Source organism: Roseibium sp. AS2 (genome assembly GCF_038900065.1).
In the GTDB taxonomy this organism is placed as follows: Bacteria; Pseudomonadota; Alphaproteobacteria; order Rhizobiales; family Stappiaceae; genus Roseibium.
In genome coordinates, this window is sequence record NZ_JBBMQN010000001.1 from 1,049,241 (window position 1) to 1,066,584 (window position 17,344).

The following is a 17,344-nucleotide window of genomic DNA, read 5'->3' on the forward strand; positions in this document are numbered from 1 at the left end:
GGCATTATTCGGCCACAAGCACCGACGTCACCGGCTTGTCCTCAACCTGGGCGGTTGTGGCCCTGCCCACCCTGGGAAGCGCGGGAGGATCGACCGGGTCGACCTCGGGGGTGCCGGTCTCTTGCGCATCGGCGGCAGGTTCGGTTGCGGCGGCTTGCCGGGCGGGCATCGCGGCCCAGTCGAGAAGGCGGGACACGGTGTCCGTCACGATGGCGCGGAGCCGTCCGGTCCGCGTCTTGTCCGGCTCGAAGGGCGGCGATTCATGACGCAGGTAGGACCGCTGCGCGAGCAGCAGCGTCATCACATGCAGGCCCTGCTCCGGCCGGCCGAAGGTGCTGGTGATGAACCCGCCCTGCGTCTGTTCGTCGACACTGACCGTGAAACCCTCCTGCCCGCTGAAGGACCCGACGAGCAGGTCGCGCAGGTCCGGGTCGCAGGAGACGCCGCCCCCGGTGCCGACGCTGACCAGCGGCAGGCCCTTGTCCGTGACCCCCTTGATGTGGGAGCGCATCGACTGGCAGTCGAGTACGATGACCTTGCCGTGGCGGCGCAACAGCCTGTCGATCTGGGCGCGCAAGGCCTTGTGAAACGGCGCGTAAAACAGCAGCGTGCGCTGCTCGGCCTCCGTCGGCCCGGGCTCCTCGCCCTCCTGATAGATGCGCTTGCCGTCGAGCGTGGTCGTCGGGCAGAGCGTGCGCGCGGGATCCGTAGCCGGCGCGGTGTGATCCGTGTCCACGTCGATGACATAGCGGGATATCGAGGATCGCAGAACCGTCACGTCGAGGTCGTCATGCAGATCGAAAATGCGCTCCAGCCGCCAGCCCAGATCCACCTGCAGCCGGCCCGTTGCATTGAGGCGTTTCTCGATAGCATCGGGGATCGCCGTGCCGCTGTGAGGCAGACAGAGAATGAGGGGACTTTGACCTTCTTCAACAAGGATCATGCTGTAGCGCCCGGAGCACTTTCAAAAATCACGAAACGGATTCCAGCTTGGATAATTTACTTAGCGGAAACAAGACATTTTCTTTACAATTCCAAGATATCGAACCCGATACCGACAAGAAAATACTCAGAAAACGCCTTTCCTTCCGGCGAATTGCCGGACAGGAACTCCCAGCCTGACTTGGCAAGGCCATGGTGTCTCACGCACACAATGTATGCGCAAGCCCCCATTTCAACGGGTCCACCACTTCCGGGCGCGGTCCCTTCAGGCCCCATTTCATTGCTGCCTCCACCGCCGGCTTCAATGGCTCCCCGGGGCCGTCTTTCGCTTGACGAATGCCCGCTGCCGGGCAACCTTGCAGGACACACATTCTGCTCCCGCCACCGATCCGCCATCACCGCCAAGATCCGAATTTTCAATACGAGGACCCGCCATGACGCTCCGCAATGGCAAGGAATTCCTGATGATCCCCGGCCCCACCAACGTGCCGGAAGAAGTTCTGAGAGCCATGCACCGGCCCGCCGTGGATATTTACGAAGGGCCGCTGCTGGCGACTACCGACTTTTGCCTGTCCAGCCTGAAACGTCTGTTCCGGACAGAAGGCAGGACCTATATCTACGCCGCCAATGGCCATGGCGCCTGGGACGCGGCCTTGTGCAACACCCTGAAGCGCGGCGACAAGGTTCTGGCGCTGGAATCCGGCCGTTTCGCGCTTGGGTGGGGCGAGGCCGCGAGCGTCGCCGGCCTCGACGTGGAAATCCTTCCGGGAAGCTGGGACCGGGGTGTCGATCCGGCGCGCCTGGAAGAACGGCTCCGGCAGGACACCGGTCACGAGATCGCGGCGATCCTGGTGGTGCAGGTGGACACGGCGTCGGGCGTCTGGAACGACATCGCAGCCCTGCGCAAGGCGATCGACGCCGCGCAACATCCCGCGCTTTTCATGGTCGACACCATCGCCTCGCTCGGCTGCATGCCGTTCGAAATGGACGCCTGGGGTGTCGATGTCGCCCTGACCGGGTCGCAAAAGGGACTGATGTGTCCGCCAGGACTGTCATTCGTCGCCGCCGGCCCCAAGGCCGACAAGGCGCATGAGAGCGCGACCCTGAGGACCAACTACACCGACTGGACCTTTCGTCAGGGCTCCGAGCACTATCAGAAATATTGCGGCACGCCGCCGGAGCATCTGCTCTACGCTTTCCAAAAGGCGCTGGAGATGCTGTTCGAGGAAGGTCTGGAACAGGTGTGGCACCGCCATGCGCTTCTCGCCGAAGCCACCCGGCACGCCGTTTCCGTATGGGCCGAAGCGGGCGCGATCGATTTCAACATCGCCGATCCGCACGCCCGCTCCAACTCCGTCACCGTGCTGCGCTTCAACGAGGGCGATGCGGCCGCGTTGCGCGCCTTCACCAGGGAGATCTGCGGTGTCACCGTCGGCGGCACCATCGGCGATCTCGCCGGCAAGGGCATCCGCATCGCCCACATGGGCCACGTCAACGCGGTGATGCTGCTGGGAACCCTGTCGGCGATCGAACTGGGCTTCAAGAAGCTGGACATTCCGCACGGAAACGGAGGCGTTCAGGCGGCGATGGAGTATCTGGCGGAGGCGCTGTGAGGTCAGTCCACCCTGGCAATGCCCGTGAACCGGACCCACCCGACCGGACCCACCCGACCGGACCCCGTTTGACCGCGTTCAGGGGTTGCCCGGTCGAGGCAATGGTCACTCGCCCGTCGCCCAGCGGATCAACCGGCGCCCCGTAAGATGCCGCAGGCTGCCCGGCAGCATCTGGGTCGTATACTCCTCACCGTTGGCCTTCACCACATAATAGGCGCCCTGGTTGAAATCTCCACCTTGCAGCGGTAACCAGTTGCTCTGCCAGTTCACGCCGGAAATGACGTTGCATTGCCACAGGTCACGGATCTGGCGCATCAGGACGTGGTACTGACCGCCGAAGCAGGCCCGGAAGAACACCCAGCCATCGGCGCGGAATCGCCCTGCCAGCTTGCGCAACAACGGCTCGTAATTATGGAAAGTGCCCTCACGCAACATGTCGTGAGAGCCGAAATCTATGCCGCTCCCCTCCGAGCTGCCATGCACCTGGACATGCAGCACCGACAGCGAGCGGGTCCCGAGCGCGCTGAGCACGCCGTCGACGAAGGTCGGCATGCTGTTGAACTGGACTTCCCCGAACGTGGTGACGGTTTCCAACAGTCCGGCAGCATCATCCCAGGAGTAGGTGGTTTCGATGGCGATGATTTCCGCCCCGGTGAAGAACGGCGCCTGGTCCGGTGGCAGTGTCACGGAGGTCCCCGAGCGGGGCCCGTTCATCTCTATGTAGTAGTCATATTGCGGCTTCCAGATGATTTTCTCGCCGATGCGGATCAGGTCTTTGTTGACGATCTCCTGCAGGCCACCGTTCTCGCCGGGTCGGTAGAACTCGTTGATATGGCTGAAGTTACCGTAGATCGCCTTGGAATAGTAGCTCAGGGAGTGACCGTGGTAAACGTCGATCTCACCCGTCTTCTGCACCCACATCCACGCGATGCCGGGAACACCATATCTCTTGTCGCTCAGTGGCAGTTGCATGTGTCCAGCAGCCTTTTTCCGTTAACGTGATATCTGCCACTTCGACACCCCAACCGCCCATGGTTGCAGAACGCTAGCATACGCTGACGCCCTCGCGGAAGGGGGAATGACGGGTCGACAGGATTCGCCGGCAAGGGTGTCGAGGCGGCGATGGATTATCCGGCGGGGGGGAGGTTGAGGGGCGTCATGGGTCAGAACACCAGACTTGCCTCGAAACCGGCGTTGAGGTTTCGGGAAAGACTTTCGCCTCAAAAGTCACGACTTTTGAGGCGCACCGACACGGTCACGGAGAAAAGACGTGGGCTCTGCCAAGCCCCCTCACAGCCGCTCCTCAAGCTTCTCGCATATCGTCTTCAGCACCTTGATGCGGGCGTGTTTCTTGTTTTCGGCGGAGACGAGCGTCCAGGGGGCGTAGTGGGTGGAGGTGCGGTCGACCATGTCACCGGCGGCGATGGCGTATTGATCCCATTTCAGGCGGTTGCGCCAGTCGTCGTCGGTGATCTTGTGCTGCTTGTAGGCCGTGTCCTCGCGGGCCTTGAACCGGCGCAGCTGTTCCTCCTCGGAGATCGCCAGCCAGAATTTGCAGACGATGTAGCCGAAGTTGGTGAGTTCCTGTTCAAACTCGTTGATCTCGTTGTAGGCCCGCAGCCAGTCGTCGTGACCGGCATAGCCTTCCACCCGCTCCACCAGAACCCGTTCGTACCAGGACCGGTCGAATATCGCGAAGTGCCCCTTGCGCGGCACCCGGCGCCAGAAGCGCCACAGATAGGGCCGGGCCTTTTCCTCGTCGCTCGGCGCGGAAATCGGATGGACCTTGTAGATGCGCGGATCGAGCGGGCGGATCACCCGCCGGATGGCCCCGCCCTTGCCGGCCGCGTCGTTGCCCTGAAACAGGAGCACGACGCCGGTCTTCGACATCGCCTTGCGGTCCGACAGATCGGACAACTGCTTCTGATACCTGTCACGCTGCTCCTCGTAGTCGGCCTTGTCCAGCTTCTCCGAGAGGTCGATCATGTCGACAGCGGTTTCGCGTTTCAGGCCGCCGATGACAGGCGGAGCGGCAACCGATCTCGGTTCGCCGTCCTTCAGTTTCAGCTTCATGGCGTTCGCCACCGTCTGGGCCAGGGCGGCATCGCGGTATTCCGGGTCCTGGGACGGGATCACGAACCAGGGGGCGTGCCCCTTGCTGGTTTCCAGGATGATCTTCTCGCCGGTCTCGCTCGCCTTCTTGTGATGCTTGAGCGCCGCCCAGTCCGCCAGCACGTGGCGGGCGGCGTTTTTCTTCTCGATCTTTTTCAGCCGCTCCTTCTGGACCTGCTTGGGCAGGAAGAACCAGAACTTGAGGATCAGCACATCCTCGTTGGCCAGCATTTCCTCAAACCGCTGGATACGCGCGAGTTCCTTCTCGAAGGCGTCCTCGTCGATCTTGTTGTAGATCCGGTCCCTGAGAACCTTCTGGTACCAGCTGCCGAACACGATCGCGGTCTCGCCCTTGGGCGGCAGGTCGCGCCAGTAGCGCCACAGCGGCGGGCGCAGGCGGGCCTCGTCCATCGGATCGCCATAGGCATTGCAGACCAGGTGGCGCGCGTCCATCCAGCCGTAGAGCCTGGCGACCGCTTCGCCCTTGCCCGCGCCGTCGAGACCGTCGACCAGGATCATGGTCGAAAACGGCTGCTTCTCTATGACCGGCAGCTGCGCGCCAAGCAAGGCCTCGCGAAGCTCAGGTTCAAGCTTCTTGAAGGTTTTCTTGGTCATCTTCTGCGGCAGGCGGGCGGATTCGAACACGAAGATCTCCTGTAAAAGACGCGCTGAATGCATCCTGACCCAGGCGCGCTTAAAAAACCATCTCTCGAACGGCATTGCGCTAATCCGGGAGAACCGGATTTTTCGCTGTTGGATGGAAGAGCGCGCGCCTATATGAAACGATACCCGAATCAGACGGCAGGGCCGCGACCCGGCCAGTGTTCCTTGTTCAACGTTTTCGAGACCGAACCCGACCGACATCCGTGACCGAATTTCTAGATCCCGTTCTGACCTTTATCGCGGACAACCCGTCGCTCGCGGGCCTGATCTGTTTTCTTGCCGCCATGGGCGAAGCGCTCTTTCTCGTCGGCCTTTTTGTCCCGAGCACGGTCGTGCTCGTCGGCGCGGGAACGCTGGTCGGTCTCGGCAAGCTCGATGTGGTGCCGATCTTCATCTGGACGACGCTCGGCGCGACCGCCGGCGATGCCATTTCCTACTGGGTCGGCTACACGTTCAAGGACAAGCTCAAGAACATGTGGCCGCTCAAACGGTATGCCCACATGGTGGAAAGCGGCGAGGCCTTCTTCAAGCGCCACGGCGGCAAGAGCGTTTTCATCGGCAGGTTCGTGCCGGGCGTAAAATCGGTCGTCCCGGGCATCGCCGGCATGGCGGGCATGAATTTCACACGTTTTTCGGTGGTCAATGTCACCTCGGCCATCGCCTGGACCATCGCCCATATGGGACCGGGGATCATCGCCGGATCGGCGCTCGGCGCCATCGGCCAGATCAGCGGCCGGCTGGCCCTGGTTCTGGGCGCCCTGCTCCTGGTCATCTTCCTGATCGTGATGCTGGGCCGCTGGCTGATCCTGATCATCCTGCCGCTGTTTCCCAACGCCCACGCAGCCATCGTCAAGGGCTTCGCCAGACGCCAGGGCCGGATTTCGCAGTGGATCGCGCGCAATTTCGATCCGGCGCACCCACGGTCCAGCGGCATGCTCGCCTCCGCGCTGCTGCTGCTGATCACCATGCCGAGCTTCTTCTGGCTCATGGGTGAAGTTGCCCCGGGCGAAACGATGGTGCGGGCGGATCTGGCCATCCTCAACCTGTTCGACAGCCTGCGCACGCCGGCCGGCGACCGGATCATGGTGTTCGTGACCTCGCTCGGCGACGGGATCGTGGTCACCGCCGTGACCCTTGTCGTCGGGGCCTATCTGTTCGCGCGCAAGGCCTGGCGGCGCGCCACCGGCTTCATCATCGCCATGACGGTCACGGCGCTGTTCGTGCCGCTGTTCAAGCTGCTTTTGCACCGCTCACGTCCGCTGGAGCTTTATTCGGACGCGCATGCCTACAGTTTCCCGAGCGGCCACGCGACGCTGAACGCCGTGCTGTTCGGCATCTGCGCGGTGCTCATCGTCCACGACCTCAGCCGGTGGGCCAAGGCCAGTGTCTTCACCGTCACGGCGGCCTATGTGATCACGATCGGATTTTCCCGCATCTATCTGGGAGCCCACTGGATGTCGGACGTGCTGGCCGGTCTTCTGTTCGGCACGGCCATGGTCTCGGCTTTCGCCTTCGTGTTCGGCCCGATCCACAACGAGAAAGTCGGCCGAAGAACATTGGCCGCCATTGTCGTCGCGACGCTTGCCGTCTTCGGTGGCTGGCATCTGTCCGGCACCTATGACAAGGCGCTGCTGACCTACGAGCCGCGTTCCGACAAGGAGGTGCTCACCGGCTCCGGCTGGCTGGACGGCGCCTGGCAGGCGCTGCCGGCCCGGCGGATCGAATTGAACGGCGACCGGGAAGAACCGCTGGTGGTCCAGTACAGCGGCTCACTCGACGGGTTTGCCGGCACCGCCGAAAAGGCCGGCTGGCAACGGCCGCCGAAATGGTCGCTGTCCACCGCGGGCGGCTTTGTCGAGGGCAAGACACCGCCCGACTCGCTGCCGATCCTGCCGCGCAGCCAGAACGGCCGCCAGCCGGATCTGGTCCTGATCCGGAAGGACGAGGCAGGCGGGCGCTGGGTGCTCAGGCTCTGGCCGAGCCGCTACCAGATCCTGGATACCGGCAGATTGCGGGCGCTCTATCTCGGCAGTGTCGTCCATGAGGACATCCTCAGGCCGATGGGCGAATTTTCCGGTCCGCGCACGGACCTTCAGGTTCCCCACCCGGAGGACAACCCGGCCCTGCTGCTGCCGGGTGCCGTCGTGCGCGAAAGAGCGGACGGGACACGTGTGGTTCTGGCGCTCGGGTCAAGGCCAGCGGTTCCGATGGCGGAAGCGGACAAGCCAAGGTCCCGGGCGCAGAGAAAACATCAGCAATGACCTGAGGCCAGGCGCGGCCCGGTGGCAATTCCTCCTCCGGTCGACCTTGCCGGCCTCGTCACCAGCCTTCCGTCGCCCGGATCAAATTGCCCGCAAATTACGTGAAGCCACCAGCTTGATCTTTTTTGCCAACCTGTCAGCCTGACGCCCGGGACAGGCCCCTTGAAAGTCCGTCTATATATTCATATATTCGAATATATAATAATTGAGAGCGCACCATGACCGAATTCACACCCCTACTCAGCTTCCTCGGAGGAACGCTGATCGGCCTGGCCACAGTCGCCCTGATGGCTGTTCACGGACGCATCGCCGGCATCAACGGCATCGTCAGCGGCTTCCTGACAACCCAGTTCAAGCAGGACTGGGCCTGGCGCGCCGCCTTTCTCGGCGGCATGATCGTCAGCCCGCTGGTCCTGCTCGGACTGACAGGACAGCTTCCGGCAATCAGCGTTCCGTCCTCGCCCGTACTTCTGCTGGTCGGCGGTTTTCTGACGGGCATCGGCACGACCTACGGGTCCGGCTGCACCAGCGGACACGGTGTCTGCGGCATGTCGCGGCTCTCGGCGCGCTCGATCGTCGCGACCCTGACCTTCATGGCAACCGCCGTCGTGACGGTGTTCCTCACCCGCCACGTGTTCGGAGGATAATGGTATGAGATTCCTGACAGCATTCGCCTTCGGCATCGTTTTCGGCTGCGGCATCCTGATTTCCGGCATGGGCAATCCGGCCAAGGTGCTGAATTTCTTCGACATCGCCGGAACCTGGGATCCGAGCCTTGCCTTCGTGATGGGCGGTGCCCTCCTCGTCACCGCCATCGGCTACCGCCTGGTGTTCCGGATGAACCAGCCGGTGCTGGCACAGGCTTTCACCCTGCCGACCAGGACGGACCTGGACCTGAAACTTGTCGGCGGGTCGGCAGTGTTCGGCATCGGCTGGGGCCTGAGCGGCTTCTGTCCCGGTGGCCTCATTCCGGTGATCGGCCTTGGAACGGACCCCCTGATCACGGCTTTTGCCATCGCCGCCGGCATCGTGACCGCCCGCTGGATGATGGCCCAGACCTATCGCGATACCCCGGCCAAGGCCTGAACGGACGGCCTTCGCCGGCAACACACATGGGAGATTCACATGAGCAGTTCAAATTACCCGGTCGACATGACCCTCAAGCCGGACGTCACCGCTTTCTTCGATCCGGCAACCAACACCATCAGTTACGTGGTCAAGGATCCGGCCTCGCAGTCCTGCGCTGTTGTCGACAGTGTCATGGACATCGACTACGCGGCCGGGCGGATCACCTATGATCACGCGGACAAGATCATCGATTTCATCCGCTCCAACGATCTGGAGCTGGAATGGCTGATCGAGACCCATGTCCATGCCGACCACCTGTCGGCCGCGCCCTATATCCAGCGGGCACTGGGCGGCAAGCTGGGCATCGGCGACAAGATCACCGTTGTGCAGGACACCTTCGGCAAGGTCTTCAACGAAGGCACCGAGTTTCAGCGCGACGGCAGCCAGTTCGACCAGCTTTTCCAGGACGGCGACACCTACCAGATCGGCGGCATGACGGCCTTCGCCATGTACACGCCGGGCCACACGCCGGCCTGCATGGTGCATGTCATCGGCAATGCCGCCTTTGTCGGCGATACGCTGTTCATGCCGGACGGCGGCTCGGCCCGGGCCGATTTCCCGGGCGGTGACGCGGCAACACTGTACGACTCGATCCAGAAGGTGCTCTCCCTGCCGGACGACATGCGCCTGTTCATGTGCCACGACTACGGCCCCAATGGCCGGGACATCCAGTGGGAAACCACGGTCGGCGCGGAAAAGGAACACAACATCCATGTCGGTGGCGGCAAGACAAAGGAGGACTTCGTCAAGTTCCGGACCGAGCGCGATGCCCAGCTCGACATGCCCAAGCTGATCATTCCGTCGCTGCAGGTGAACATGCGCGCCGGGAAACTGCCGCCCGCCGATGACAGCGGCAAGACCTTCCTGAAGGTGCCGGTCAACGGCCTCTAGAAGACCGGAACACAACCACCGGCCTGTCCGCCATCTCGGCGGACGGACCGCGGTCGGGTCCGGCCGGAACACATCAGCGCCGGCAAGCGGCGGGAGACAATCATGAAGGCAATCAACTCGCAGATCTCGGTGGCCCCGCAGATCCGTCCCGAAGATCTGGCGGACTATGCCCAGCAGGGCTTCCGGTCCGTGATCTGCAACCGCCCGGACGGCGAAGGCGCGGACCAGCCCGTGTTCGAGGAAATCGAGGCGGCAGCGAAACGCCTCGGGCTCGAGGTGCGCTATCTTCCCATCGTCGCGGGCAAGGTCCGCGACGCGGATGCCGACGCCTTCGGTGAGCTGATGGACACCCTGCCGAAGCCGGTGCTGGCCTATTGCCGGACCGGAACGCGGTCAGCCACGCTGTGGTCTCTCTCCCAGGCAGACAAACAGCCCCTGTCCGACATTCTGGCGCAGTCCAGGGCCGCCGGATACGACATGAGCGGGGTCGTGCGCCGGATTGCCAACGGCGGGCGCACACCGACGGAAACAGCCGAAGATGCGCGTTTCGACGTCGTGATCGTCGGCGGCGGCGCGGCCGGCATCTCCGTGGCCTCCAGCCTGTTGTCACGCAACAGCGATCTCGACATCGCCATCATCGATCCGGCGGACGTCCATTATTACCAGCCGGGCTGGACCATGGTCGGGGGCGGCATCTTCGAGGCCGCCGACACGGCCAAGACCATGGGCTCGCTCATCCCCAGGGGCGTGCACTGGATCAGATCCGCCGTTGCCGCCTTCGAGCCGAAGGACAACGCGGTCATCCTGGACGGATGCCGGGTGGTCAAATACGACCGGCTCGTGGTCTGCCCCGGCCTGAAACTGGACTGGCACCGGGTTGAAGGGCTGGTCGACACACTCGGCAAGAACGGTGTGACCTCCAACTACCGCTACGACCTGGCGCCCTATACCTGGGAGCTGGTTCAGAACATGAGGGAAGGCAGGGCCCTGTTCACCCAGCCGCCGATGCCGATCAAATGTGCCGGCGCGCCGCAAAAGGCGATGTATCTTTCGGGGGATCACTGGCTCAGGAGCGGACGCCTGGACAAGATCGACATTCAGTTCATGAATGCCGGCGGCGTGCTGTTCGGCGTCAAGGATTACGTTCCCGCGCTGATGGAATACGTGAAGCGCTACGACGCCGATCTCAATTATTTCCACAATCTGGTTTCGATCGACGGACCGGCCAGAAAGGCCGTGTTCGAGGTCAAGGAGCCGGACAAGGACGTGCGCCGGATCGAAACGGAGTTCGACATGATCCACGTGACGCCGCCGCAGACCGCGCCGGATTTCATCCGGGTCTCGCCGCTTGCGGATGCCGCAGGCTGGGTCGATGTCGACCAGGCGACCCTGCGCCACGCGACTTACGACAATGTCTGGTCGCTCGGCGACGTGATGAACGCCCCGAACGCCAAGACCGCCGCCGCGGCGCGCAAACAGGCGCCCGTTGTCGCCGCGAATATCGTTTCCGACATTCGCGGACACAGCGCGACGGCGCAATATGACGGCTACGGTTCCTGCCCGCTCACGGTTGAGCGTGGCAAGATCGTTCTGGCGGAATTCGGCTATGGCGGAACGCTGTTGCCGAGCTTTCCGCGTTGGCTGGTGGACGGGACCAGGCCAACGCGGACTGCATGGCTGCTGAAGGAGCGGATCCTGCCGCCCGTTTACTGGCGCGCCATGCTGCGCGGCAAGGAGTGGCTGGCCAAGCCGGAAAAAGTCTCGGCGGCATAAGCACTTCCTGAAAAGGGGTGCCATCAGTACCTGATACGCGAGCCGGATCCCCGGCTCGCGTTGTTCCAATCAGATCAAAAGGTCATGCAATGATCCGGCTGCAGCGCTACCTGCCCATTCTCGACTGGGGCAGAAGCTACGACAAGACAACCGCGACCAGCGATCTCGTCGCCGCGGTGATCGTCACAATCATGCTGATCCCGCAGTCGCTTGCGTATGCGCTGCTGGCCGGGCTGCCGCCAGAAGTCGGTCTTTACGCGTCGATCCTGCCGCTGGTGGCCTATGCCCTGTTCGGCACGAGCCGCGCGCTCGCAGTCGGTCCGGTCGCCGTGGTCTCGCTGATGACCGCCTCCGCCGTCGGCGAATTCGCCCGTCAGGGCACACCGGAATATCTCGGCGCGGCCATCGTGCTCGCCTTCCTGTCCGGACTGATGCTCGTCGCCATGGGGCTGTTCCGGCTCGGCTTTCTGGCCAATCTCCTCAGTCATCCGGTGATTTCCGGCTTCATCACGGCCTCCGGCCTGCTCATCGCCTCCAGCCAGCTGAAACATATTCTCGGCGTGCCCGCCAATGGCCACACGCTCTATGAAATCCTGCTGTCCATCGCCACGCATCTGACCGAGATCAACTGGATCACCCTTGCGATCGGCACCGCGGCAACCGGCTTTCTCTTCTGGGTGCGCAAGGGTTTGAAAAAACGGCTGCTTGCCCTGGGTTTCAAGCCGTTCCTGGCCGATATCCTGACCAAGGCAGGCCCCGTTGCCGCCGTCGCGGTCACGACCGTGATTTCCGCCGCTTTCGATCTCGGCGAGAAGGGTGTGCGGATCGTCGGCGACATTCCCTCCGGCCTGCCAATGCCCCACCTGCCCGCCTTCGACAGCGACTTGTGGCTGGCCCTGGCCGGGCCCGCCCTGCTGATATCCGTGATCGGCTTCGTGGAATCGGTCTCCGTCGCGCAGACCCTGGCGGCCAAGAAACGCCAGCGCATCGAACCCGACCAGGAGCTGATCGGCCTGGGCGCCTCCAACATCGCCTCGGCTGTCTCCGGCGGCTATCCCGTGACCGGCGGCTTTGCCCGGTCCGTGGTCAATTTCGATGCGGGCGCGGCGACGCCGGCAGCCGGTGCCTTCACCGCCGTCGGCATCGCGCTGGCGACCCTGTTCCTGACACCGCTGCTTACCTTTCTGCCGCAGGCGACACTTGCGGCGACCATCATCGTGGCCGTGTTGTCGCTGGTCGATCTGGGCGCGATCAAGCGGACCTTCGCCTATTCCAGGAGCGATTTCACCGCCATGGCCGCGACCATCGTGATCACCCTGTTTTTCGGGGTCGAGCCGGGCGTGGTCACCGGGGTGGCGCTGTCGATCGCGCTGTATCTCTACCGCAGCAGCCGGCCGCATATGGCGATCGTCGGCATCGTTCCGGGAACCGAGCATTTCCGCAATGTCGACCGGCACACGGCAGCGACGGGCGACAAGGTCCTGACGCTCCGCGTCGACGAAAGCCTGTTCTTCGCCAATTCCCGGTTTCTGGAAGACAAGGTCTATGCCCTGGTAGCGCAAAAACCGGAGATCGAGCATGTTGTACTGATGTGTCCGGCGGTCAACGAAATCGACGCCAGCGCCCTGGAGAGCCTTGAGGAAATCAACCACCGCCTGTCCGATTCCGGGGTGAACTTTCACCTGTCCGAGGTCAAGGGACCGGTGATGGACCGGCTGAAGCGAACCGATTTCCTGGAGCATCTGACCGGACAGGTGTTTCTCAGCCAGTACGAAGCCCTGTGCACGCTCGACCCGCAGACGGCGCATATTTCCGAGAGCCGCACCCCGAAGAAGGCGGCTCAGTCAAACATCTGGTCGGGACCGGAGATCTAGGGTCCGCACTGCCGGTTCCGGCCCGACGCCGGAAAAGCGCCGCGCTCCGCCGGTCACCGCGATTTCAAGCCGTCCCGGGCTGAAGCGGAGCGCCGGGATCATCTGCTGTGGGCAGACTGCAGGATCGGCACGATCTTCTCGCAGAACCGGAAGTGAACCGGTGGTTTTTCGCCCTCCTGAACCAGAAGCCCCTTGGAGCCGCGGGGCTGGACGGTGACCAGTTCGATAACCTCGGCGCCATCGGTCAACTGGCAGTTGATCGCCGCGCGCTGGGTGCGGATGCCGCTCTTTTCCGCGCCATAGACCTGACAGATCCGGCCCGGTGTCTCCAGCAGGCCCCGGTAGATGGCCAGCGCCGAGCCCGGTGGGCTTCGATCGATCTGCGGAGCCGGGCACTGCTCAAGATCCCGCACCCAGATCCCTTGCGCGAAATCAGCGAATCTCAGGTCGAGCGTTCTTCCCTGGAGCAGTGGCGCTGCCTTCGGAACCTGAAAGATCAGGTCCCCCTTGCCTGCAAGCGCCGGCCCGCCGACGAGCACGAAGAGAGCTGCCAGCAAGGCCCGTCCCTTGAAACCGTTCAACCGCATTCTCCTTCCCGATTGACATGTCACTTTCCAGATTATGCAATTTGAAGCGGGAACAGGCAAATCGTCTCGCAAAAAGCAACCTTGACGTTAGTGACGCTTGTATTTTCCGAACAAAAGTGGAACAAAAAAAGAATGAACGACGACAGCCAGCCACCTGCCGGAAGAATCCTGCTGGACGACCCGCTCAAGGACGGCCGCCAGTCCGAGACCGCGCTCAAGGTCTGGCGCGGCACGGCCCGGCTGCTGCGCCAGTTCGATTTCGCCTGCCTTGCGGAAGTGACCCTGGCCTCCGCCCGCCGCGCGGACCTGCTGGCGCTCGGCCCCAGGCACGAATTGTGGATCGTGGAAGTCAAATCGTCGATCGCGGATCTTCGGGCCGACAGCAAGTGGCCCGAGTACCGCCAGCATTGCGACCGGCTCTATTTCGCGACCCACCCGGATGTGCCCCTGGACATTTTTCCCGAAGAGGCCGGCCTGATCGTCTCGGACGGATTTGGCGCGGAAATCCTGCGCGAAGCCCCGGTTCACAAGCTGCCCCCCGCCACAAGGAAGGCCGTGACCCTCCGTTTCGCCCGCCATGCCGCCTACCGGCTGCACAACCTGACCGACCCGGACGGCACGCAGTTGTTCGACCGGCTCTAGAAACAGCTTCCAAAACCCGTCGCGGCCGTCCCGGCGCCAATGCCGGAACGGCCGCTGCTGGTCGGCAACAGGCTCAGACGAACAGGTTGACCAGGCTCTCCAGGTGTTCCTGCCTGCCGGATTTCGGCTGCGGTTCCAGGTTTTCGCCGTGAACCCGTTCGGCCAGGGCTTCCAGAGACGAGCCGCCATTCAGGATCGCCGCGTTTTCCGGTTTCTTCCAGCCTGCGTAGCGGTCATCGACAAAGCCCTTCAGGCGCCCGTCCTCGATCACGGCGGCGGCCGCCTTCAGACCACGGGCGATCGCGTCCGCAGAGCCGACGTGTGCCTGGATCAGGTCGGCCGGATCGATGGACTGCCGGCGCAGTTTGGCGTCGAAATTGGTGCCGCCCGTCGTAAAGCCGCCATCCATCAGGATCTCGTAATAGGCCAGTGCCAGTTCGGGTACGTTCATGGCGAAATGATCGGTGTCCCAGCCGCACTGGTAGTCGTTCCGGTTCATGTCGACGGAGCCCAGGATGCCGAGCGAGCGGGCCATGTGCAGTTCGTGCTCGAAGGAGTGGCCGGCCAGGATGGCGTGGCCCTGCTCGATGTTCATCTTGACCTCGTTCTCGAGACCATAGGCCTTGAGGAAGCCGAAGACGGTGCCGACGTCATAGTCGTACTGGTGCTTGCTGGGCTCCTGCGGCTTCGGTTCGATCAGGATCGTTCCCTTGAAGCCGATCTTGTGCTTGTACTCCACCACCATGTTGAGGAAGCGGCCGAGCTGGTCGAGTTCCTGTCCGATGCTGGTGTTGAGCAGCGTTTCGTAGCCTTCGCGCCCGCCCCACAGCACGTAGTTTTCACCGCCGAGCCGATACGTGACGTCCATGGCGTTTTTGACCTGGGCGGCGGCATAGGCGAAGACGTCCGGATCCGGATTGGTGGCAGCGCCGCTCATGAAGCGGCGGTTGGAGAACATGTTGGCGGTGCCCCAGAGCAGCTTCACGCCGGTCGCCGCCATTTTCTTTTCGAAGATGTCGGCAATGGCGTTCACGTTGGCGTTGCTTTCCGCCAGCGTGTTTCCTTCCGGCGCGATGTCGCGGTCGTGAAAGGTGAAGAACGGCATTCCGAGGATCTGGTACATTTCAAAGGCGACGTCCGCCTTCAGCCTGGCCTGTTCCATCGGGTCACCGCCCGCGGCCATCCAGGAGCGATTGAAGGTCTCGCCGCCGAACGGATCCGAACCCGGCCAGCAGAAGCTGTGCCAGTAACACACGGCCAGACGCAGGTGGTCTTCCATGCGCTTGCCCAGGATCACCTCGTCCTTGTTGTAGTGGCGGTAGGTCAGCGGATCACGGCTGTCGGGTCCAGCGTATCGGATCGGCTGCAGATCGCCAAAAAAACCAGTGCTCATCTTCTGTCTCCTCAAAAACCGGCTTGTTTGAGCGCCGGATAAAGTTTGCGCCATTGGCCATAGGCTTCGGCATAGGTTTCCGTCAGGGCCGGTACCGGGTCGATACTGGCCTTGAGCGCCGGCCTGGCGAAGATCGCTTCCGTCGTGCCGAGCGCCGCGGCCTGGCCGAGACGGGCAGCCCCGAGCGATGCGCCGAAATCGCCATCGACCGGCACGTCCACCGTGACGTTCAAGAGGCTGGCGATAATCTCCAGCCAGAGCCGTGACCGCGAGCCCCCGCCCACAGCAAGGACCCGGTCGAATTTCGTGCCCGCGACGCTCAAGGCCTGCATGCAGTCCATCAGCGCGAAGGCAACGCCGTCCAGCACGGCGTGGGTCAGCTCCGCTTCGCCGGTCTCGTGGGAAATGCCCAGGAAGCCGGCGCGGATATCGACATCGTTATGAGGCGTTCGCTCGCCGCCCAGATAAGGCAGGAAAGAGACCGGAGACGGGCCGGAGACCCGATCGAGCAGACCGGTCAGATCCGCCGGTGATTTGCGCAAGATTCCGGCGAGCCAGTTCAGACTGTCGGTCGCCGACAGGATGACCCCCATCTGGTGCCATGTGTCCGGCACCGCGTGACAAAAGGCATGAACGGCCCCCTCGACATTGGGCGAGAACCTGTCGTTGGTGACGAACAGAACACCGGATGTTCCAAGCGAGACGAAGGCCGATTCGGGATCGACGGCCCCGACACCACACGCCGAGGCGGCATTGTCTCCGCCGCCACCCGCGACAACAGGCGCCCCGTCGATACCCCAGCGGGCACACAGGTCCGGTTTCAATATGCCGGAAGCTTCAGAGCCTTCCACAAGGCGGGGCATGTTGCGACGGGTCAGTCCCGTCGCCCCCAGAAGGTCGTCGCTCCAGTCCCGCTTCGCGACATCCATCCAGAGCGTGCCCGCGCTGTCGGACATGTCGCCCGCATACTCGCCGGTCAGCCTGAAGCGGACATAGTCCTTGGGCAACAGTACCATGGCTGTCCGGGCGAAAATGTCGGGTTCGTTTTCGCGCACCCATTGCAGCTTCGGCGCCGTGAAGCCGGGCATCACCAGATTGCCGCCCAGCGTCAGGAACTTCGGCTCGACGGCCTGCAGCTCGGCGCATTGCCGTCCGGACCGGCCGTCGTTCCAGAGGATGCACGGCCGCAAGGTCCTGCCGGCATCGTCCAGCAGGGTGGCACCGTGCATATGTCCCGACAAGCCGATGCCCCTGACCGCGGCCATCGCCTGCGGGGCCCGGCTTTTCAACGCGTCCAGAACCGTTTCACACGCCGTCCACCAGCTGTCCGGATCCTGCTCGGACCAGCCCGGATGAGGGCGTTCCACCGTCAGCTCCGCAGTCGCGGAGGAGATCAGTGCCTGGTCCTCGTCGAGGAGAATGGCTTTGACCGAACTCGTGCCGATATCGAGACCGATGTACATGA

At 63.2% G+C, this 17,344-nt stretch carries 14 protein-coding genes; 8 read left to right on the forward strand and 6 right to left on the reverse strand.

What is annotated here, in order from left to right:
• Positions 1 to 4: 4 nt before the first annotated feature.
• A complete protein-coding gene (locus tag WNZ15_RS04780; RefSeq protein ID WP_342891786.1) occupies positions 5 to 943 on the reverse strand; it encodes an N-formylglutamate amidohydrolase in 939 nt (312 codons plus the stop codon).
• Between the two features lie 433 nt (positions 944 to 1,376).
• Between WNZ15_RS04780 and WNZ15_RS04785 the strand changes: the two genes are divergently transcribed.
• On the forward strand, positions 1,377 to 2,555 hold the full coding sequence (locus tag WNZ15_RS04785; protein ID WP_342891787.1) for an aminotransferase class V-fold PLP-dependent enzyme: 1,179 nt from the start codon (positions 1,377 to 1,379) through the stop codon (positions 2,553 to 2,555).
• Positions 2,556 to 2,660: 105 nt separating this feature from the next.
• Here the strand turns inward: WNZ15_RS04785 and WNZ15_RS04790 are convergent, their stop codons facing one another.
• A complete protein-coding gene (locus WNZ15_RS04790) occupies positions 2,661 to 3,527 on the reverse strand; it encodes a hypothetical protein (protein WP_342891788.1) in 867 nt (288 codons plus the stop codon).
• Between the two features lie 318 nt (positions 3,528 to 3,845).
• Positions 3,846 to 5,312: a polyphosphate:AMP phosphotransferase gene (gene pap, locus WNZ15_RS04795; protein ID WP_342891789.1), complete on the reverse strand. Its 1,467-nt coding sequence runs from the start codon at positions 5,310 to 5,312 to the stop codon at positions 3,846 to 3,848.
• A gap of 221 nt (positions 5,313 to 5,533) precedes the next feature.
• Here pap and WNZ15_RS04800 point away from each other — a divergent pair, with 221 nt between their 5' ends.
• From WNZ15_RS04800 to sulP, 6 genes are all read left to right on the forward strand, one after another.
• Positions 5,534 to 7,591 carry a VTT domain-containing protein gene (locus WNZ15_RS04800; protein ID WP_342891790.1) on the forward strand — a complete coding sequence of 686 codons (2,058 nt, stop codon included), beginning with the start codon at positions 5,534 to 5,536 and terminating at the stop codon, positions 7,589 to 7,591.
• 218 nt (positions 7,592 to 7,809) lie between these two features.
• Positions 7,810 to 8,238 carry a YeeE/YedE thiosulfate transporter family protein gene (locus WNZ15_RS04805; RefSeq protein ID WP_342891791.1) on the forward strand — a complete coding sequence of 143 codons (429 nt, stop codon included), beginning with the start codon at positions 7,810 to 7,812 and terminating at the stop codon, positions 8,236 to 8,238.
• Between the two features lie 4 nt (positions 8,239 to 8,242).
• A complete protein-coding gene (locus WNZ15_RS04810) occupies positions 8,243 to 8,677 on the forward strand; it encodes a DUF6691 family protein (RefSeq protein ID WP_342891792.1) in 435 nt (144 codons plus the stop codon).
• Between the two features lie 39 nt (positions 8,678 to 8,716).
• Positions 8,717 to 9,610 carry an MBL fold metallo-hydrolase gene (locus WNZ15_RS04815; RefSeq protein WP_342891793.1) on the forward strand — a complete coding sequence of 298 codons (894 nt, stop codon included), beginning with the start codon at positions 8,717 to 8,719 and terminating at the stop codon, positions 9,608 to 9,610.
• Positions 9,611 to 9,712: 102 nt separating this feature from the next.
• Positions 9,713 to 11,383 carry a TIGR01244 family sulfur transferase gene (locus WNZ15_RS04820; protein ID WP_342891794.1) on the forward strand — a complete coding sequence of 557 codons (1,671 nt, stop codon included), beginning with the start codon at positions 9,713 to 9,715 and terminating at the stop codon, positions 11,381 to 11,383.
• An 89-nt stretch (positions 11,384 to 11,472) separates the two neighbouring features.
• Positions 11,473 to 13,257: a sulfate permease gene (gene sulP / locus WNZ15_RS04825; protein WP_342891795.1), complete on the forward strand. Its 1,785-nt coding sequence runs from the start codon at positions 11,473 to 11,475 to the stop codon at positions 13,255 to 13,257.
• 98 nt (positions 13,258 to 13,355) lie between these two features.
• On the opposite strand, the gene WNZ15_RS04830 is transcribed toward sulP, so the two are convergent.
• Positions 13,356 to 13,844 carry a hypothetical protein gene (locus WNZ15_RS04830; protein WP_342891796.1) on the reverse strand — a complete coding sequence of 163 codons (489 nt, stop codon included), beginning with the start codon at positions 13,842 to 13,844 and terminating at the stop codon, positions 13,356 to 13,358.
• A gap of 132 nt (positions 13,845 to 13,976) precedes the next feature.
• On the opposite strand from WNZ15_RS04830, the gene WNZ15_RS04835 reads away from it, so the two are divergent.
• On the forward strand, positions 13,977 to 14,486 hold the full coding sequence (locus tag WNZ15_RS04835) for an MmcB family DNA repair protein (RefSeq protein WP_342891797.1): 510 nt from the start codon (positions 13,977 to 13,979) through the stop codon (positions 14,484 to 14,486).
• Positions 14,487 to 14,559: 73 nt separating this feature from the next.
• On the opposite strand, the gene xylA is transcribed toward WNZ15_RS04835, so the two are convergent.
• Positions 14,560 to 15,879, reverse strand: a complete 1,320-nt coding sequence (xylA, locus tag WNZ15_RS04840; RefSeq protein WP_342891798.1) for a xylose isomerase — start codon at positions 15,877 to 15,879, stop codon at positions 14,560 to 14,562.
• 11 nt (positions 15,880 to 15,890) lie between these two features.
• The gene (gene xylB / locus WNZ15_RS04845; protein ID WP_342891799.1) at positions 15,891 to 17,342 is read right to left on the reverse strand and encodes a xylulokinase; all 1,452 of its coding nucleotides are present in this window, start codon (positions 17,340 to 17,342) and stop codon (positions 15,891 to 15,893) included.
• Positions 17,343 to 17,344: the final 2 nt, after the last annotated feature.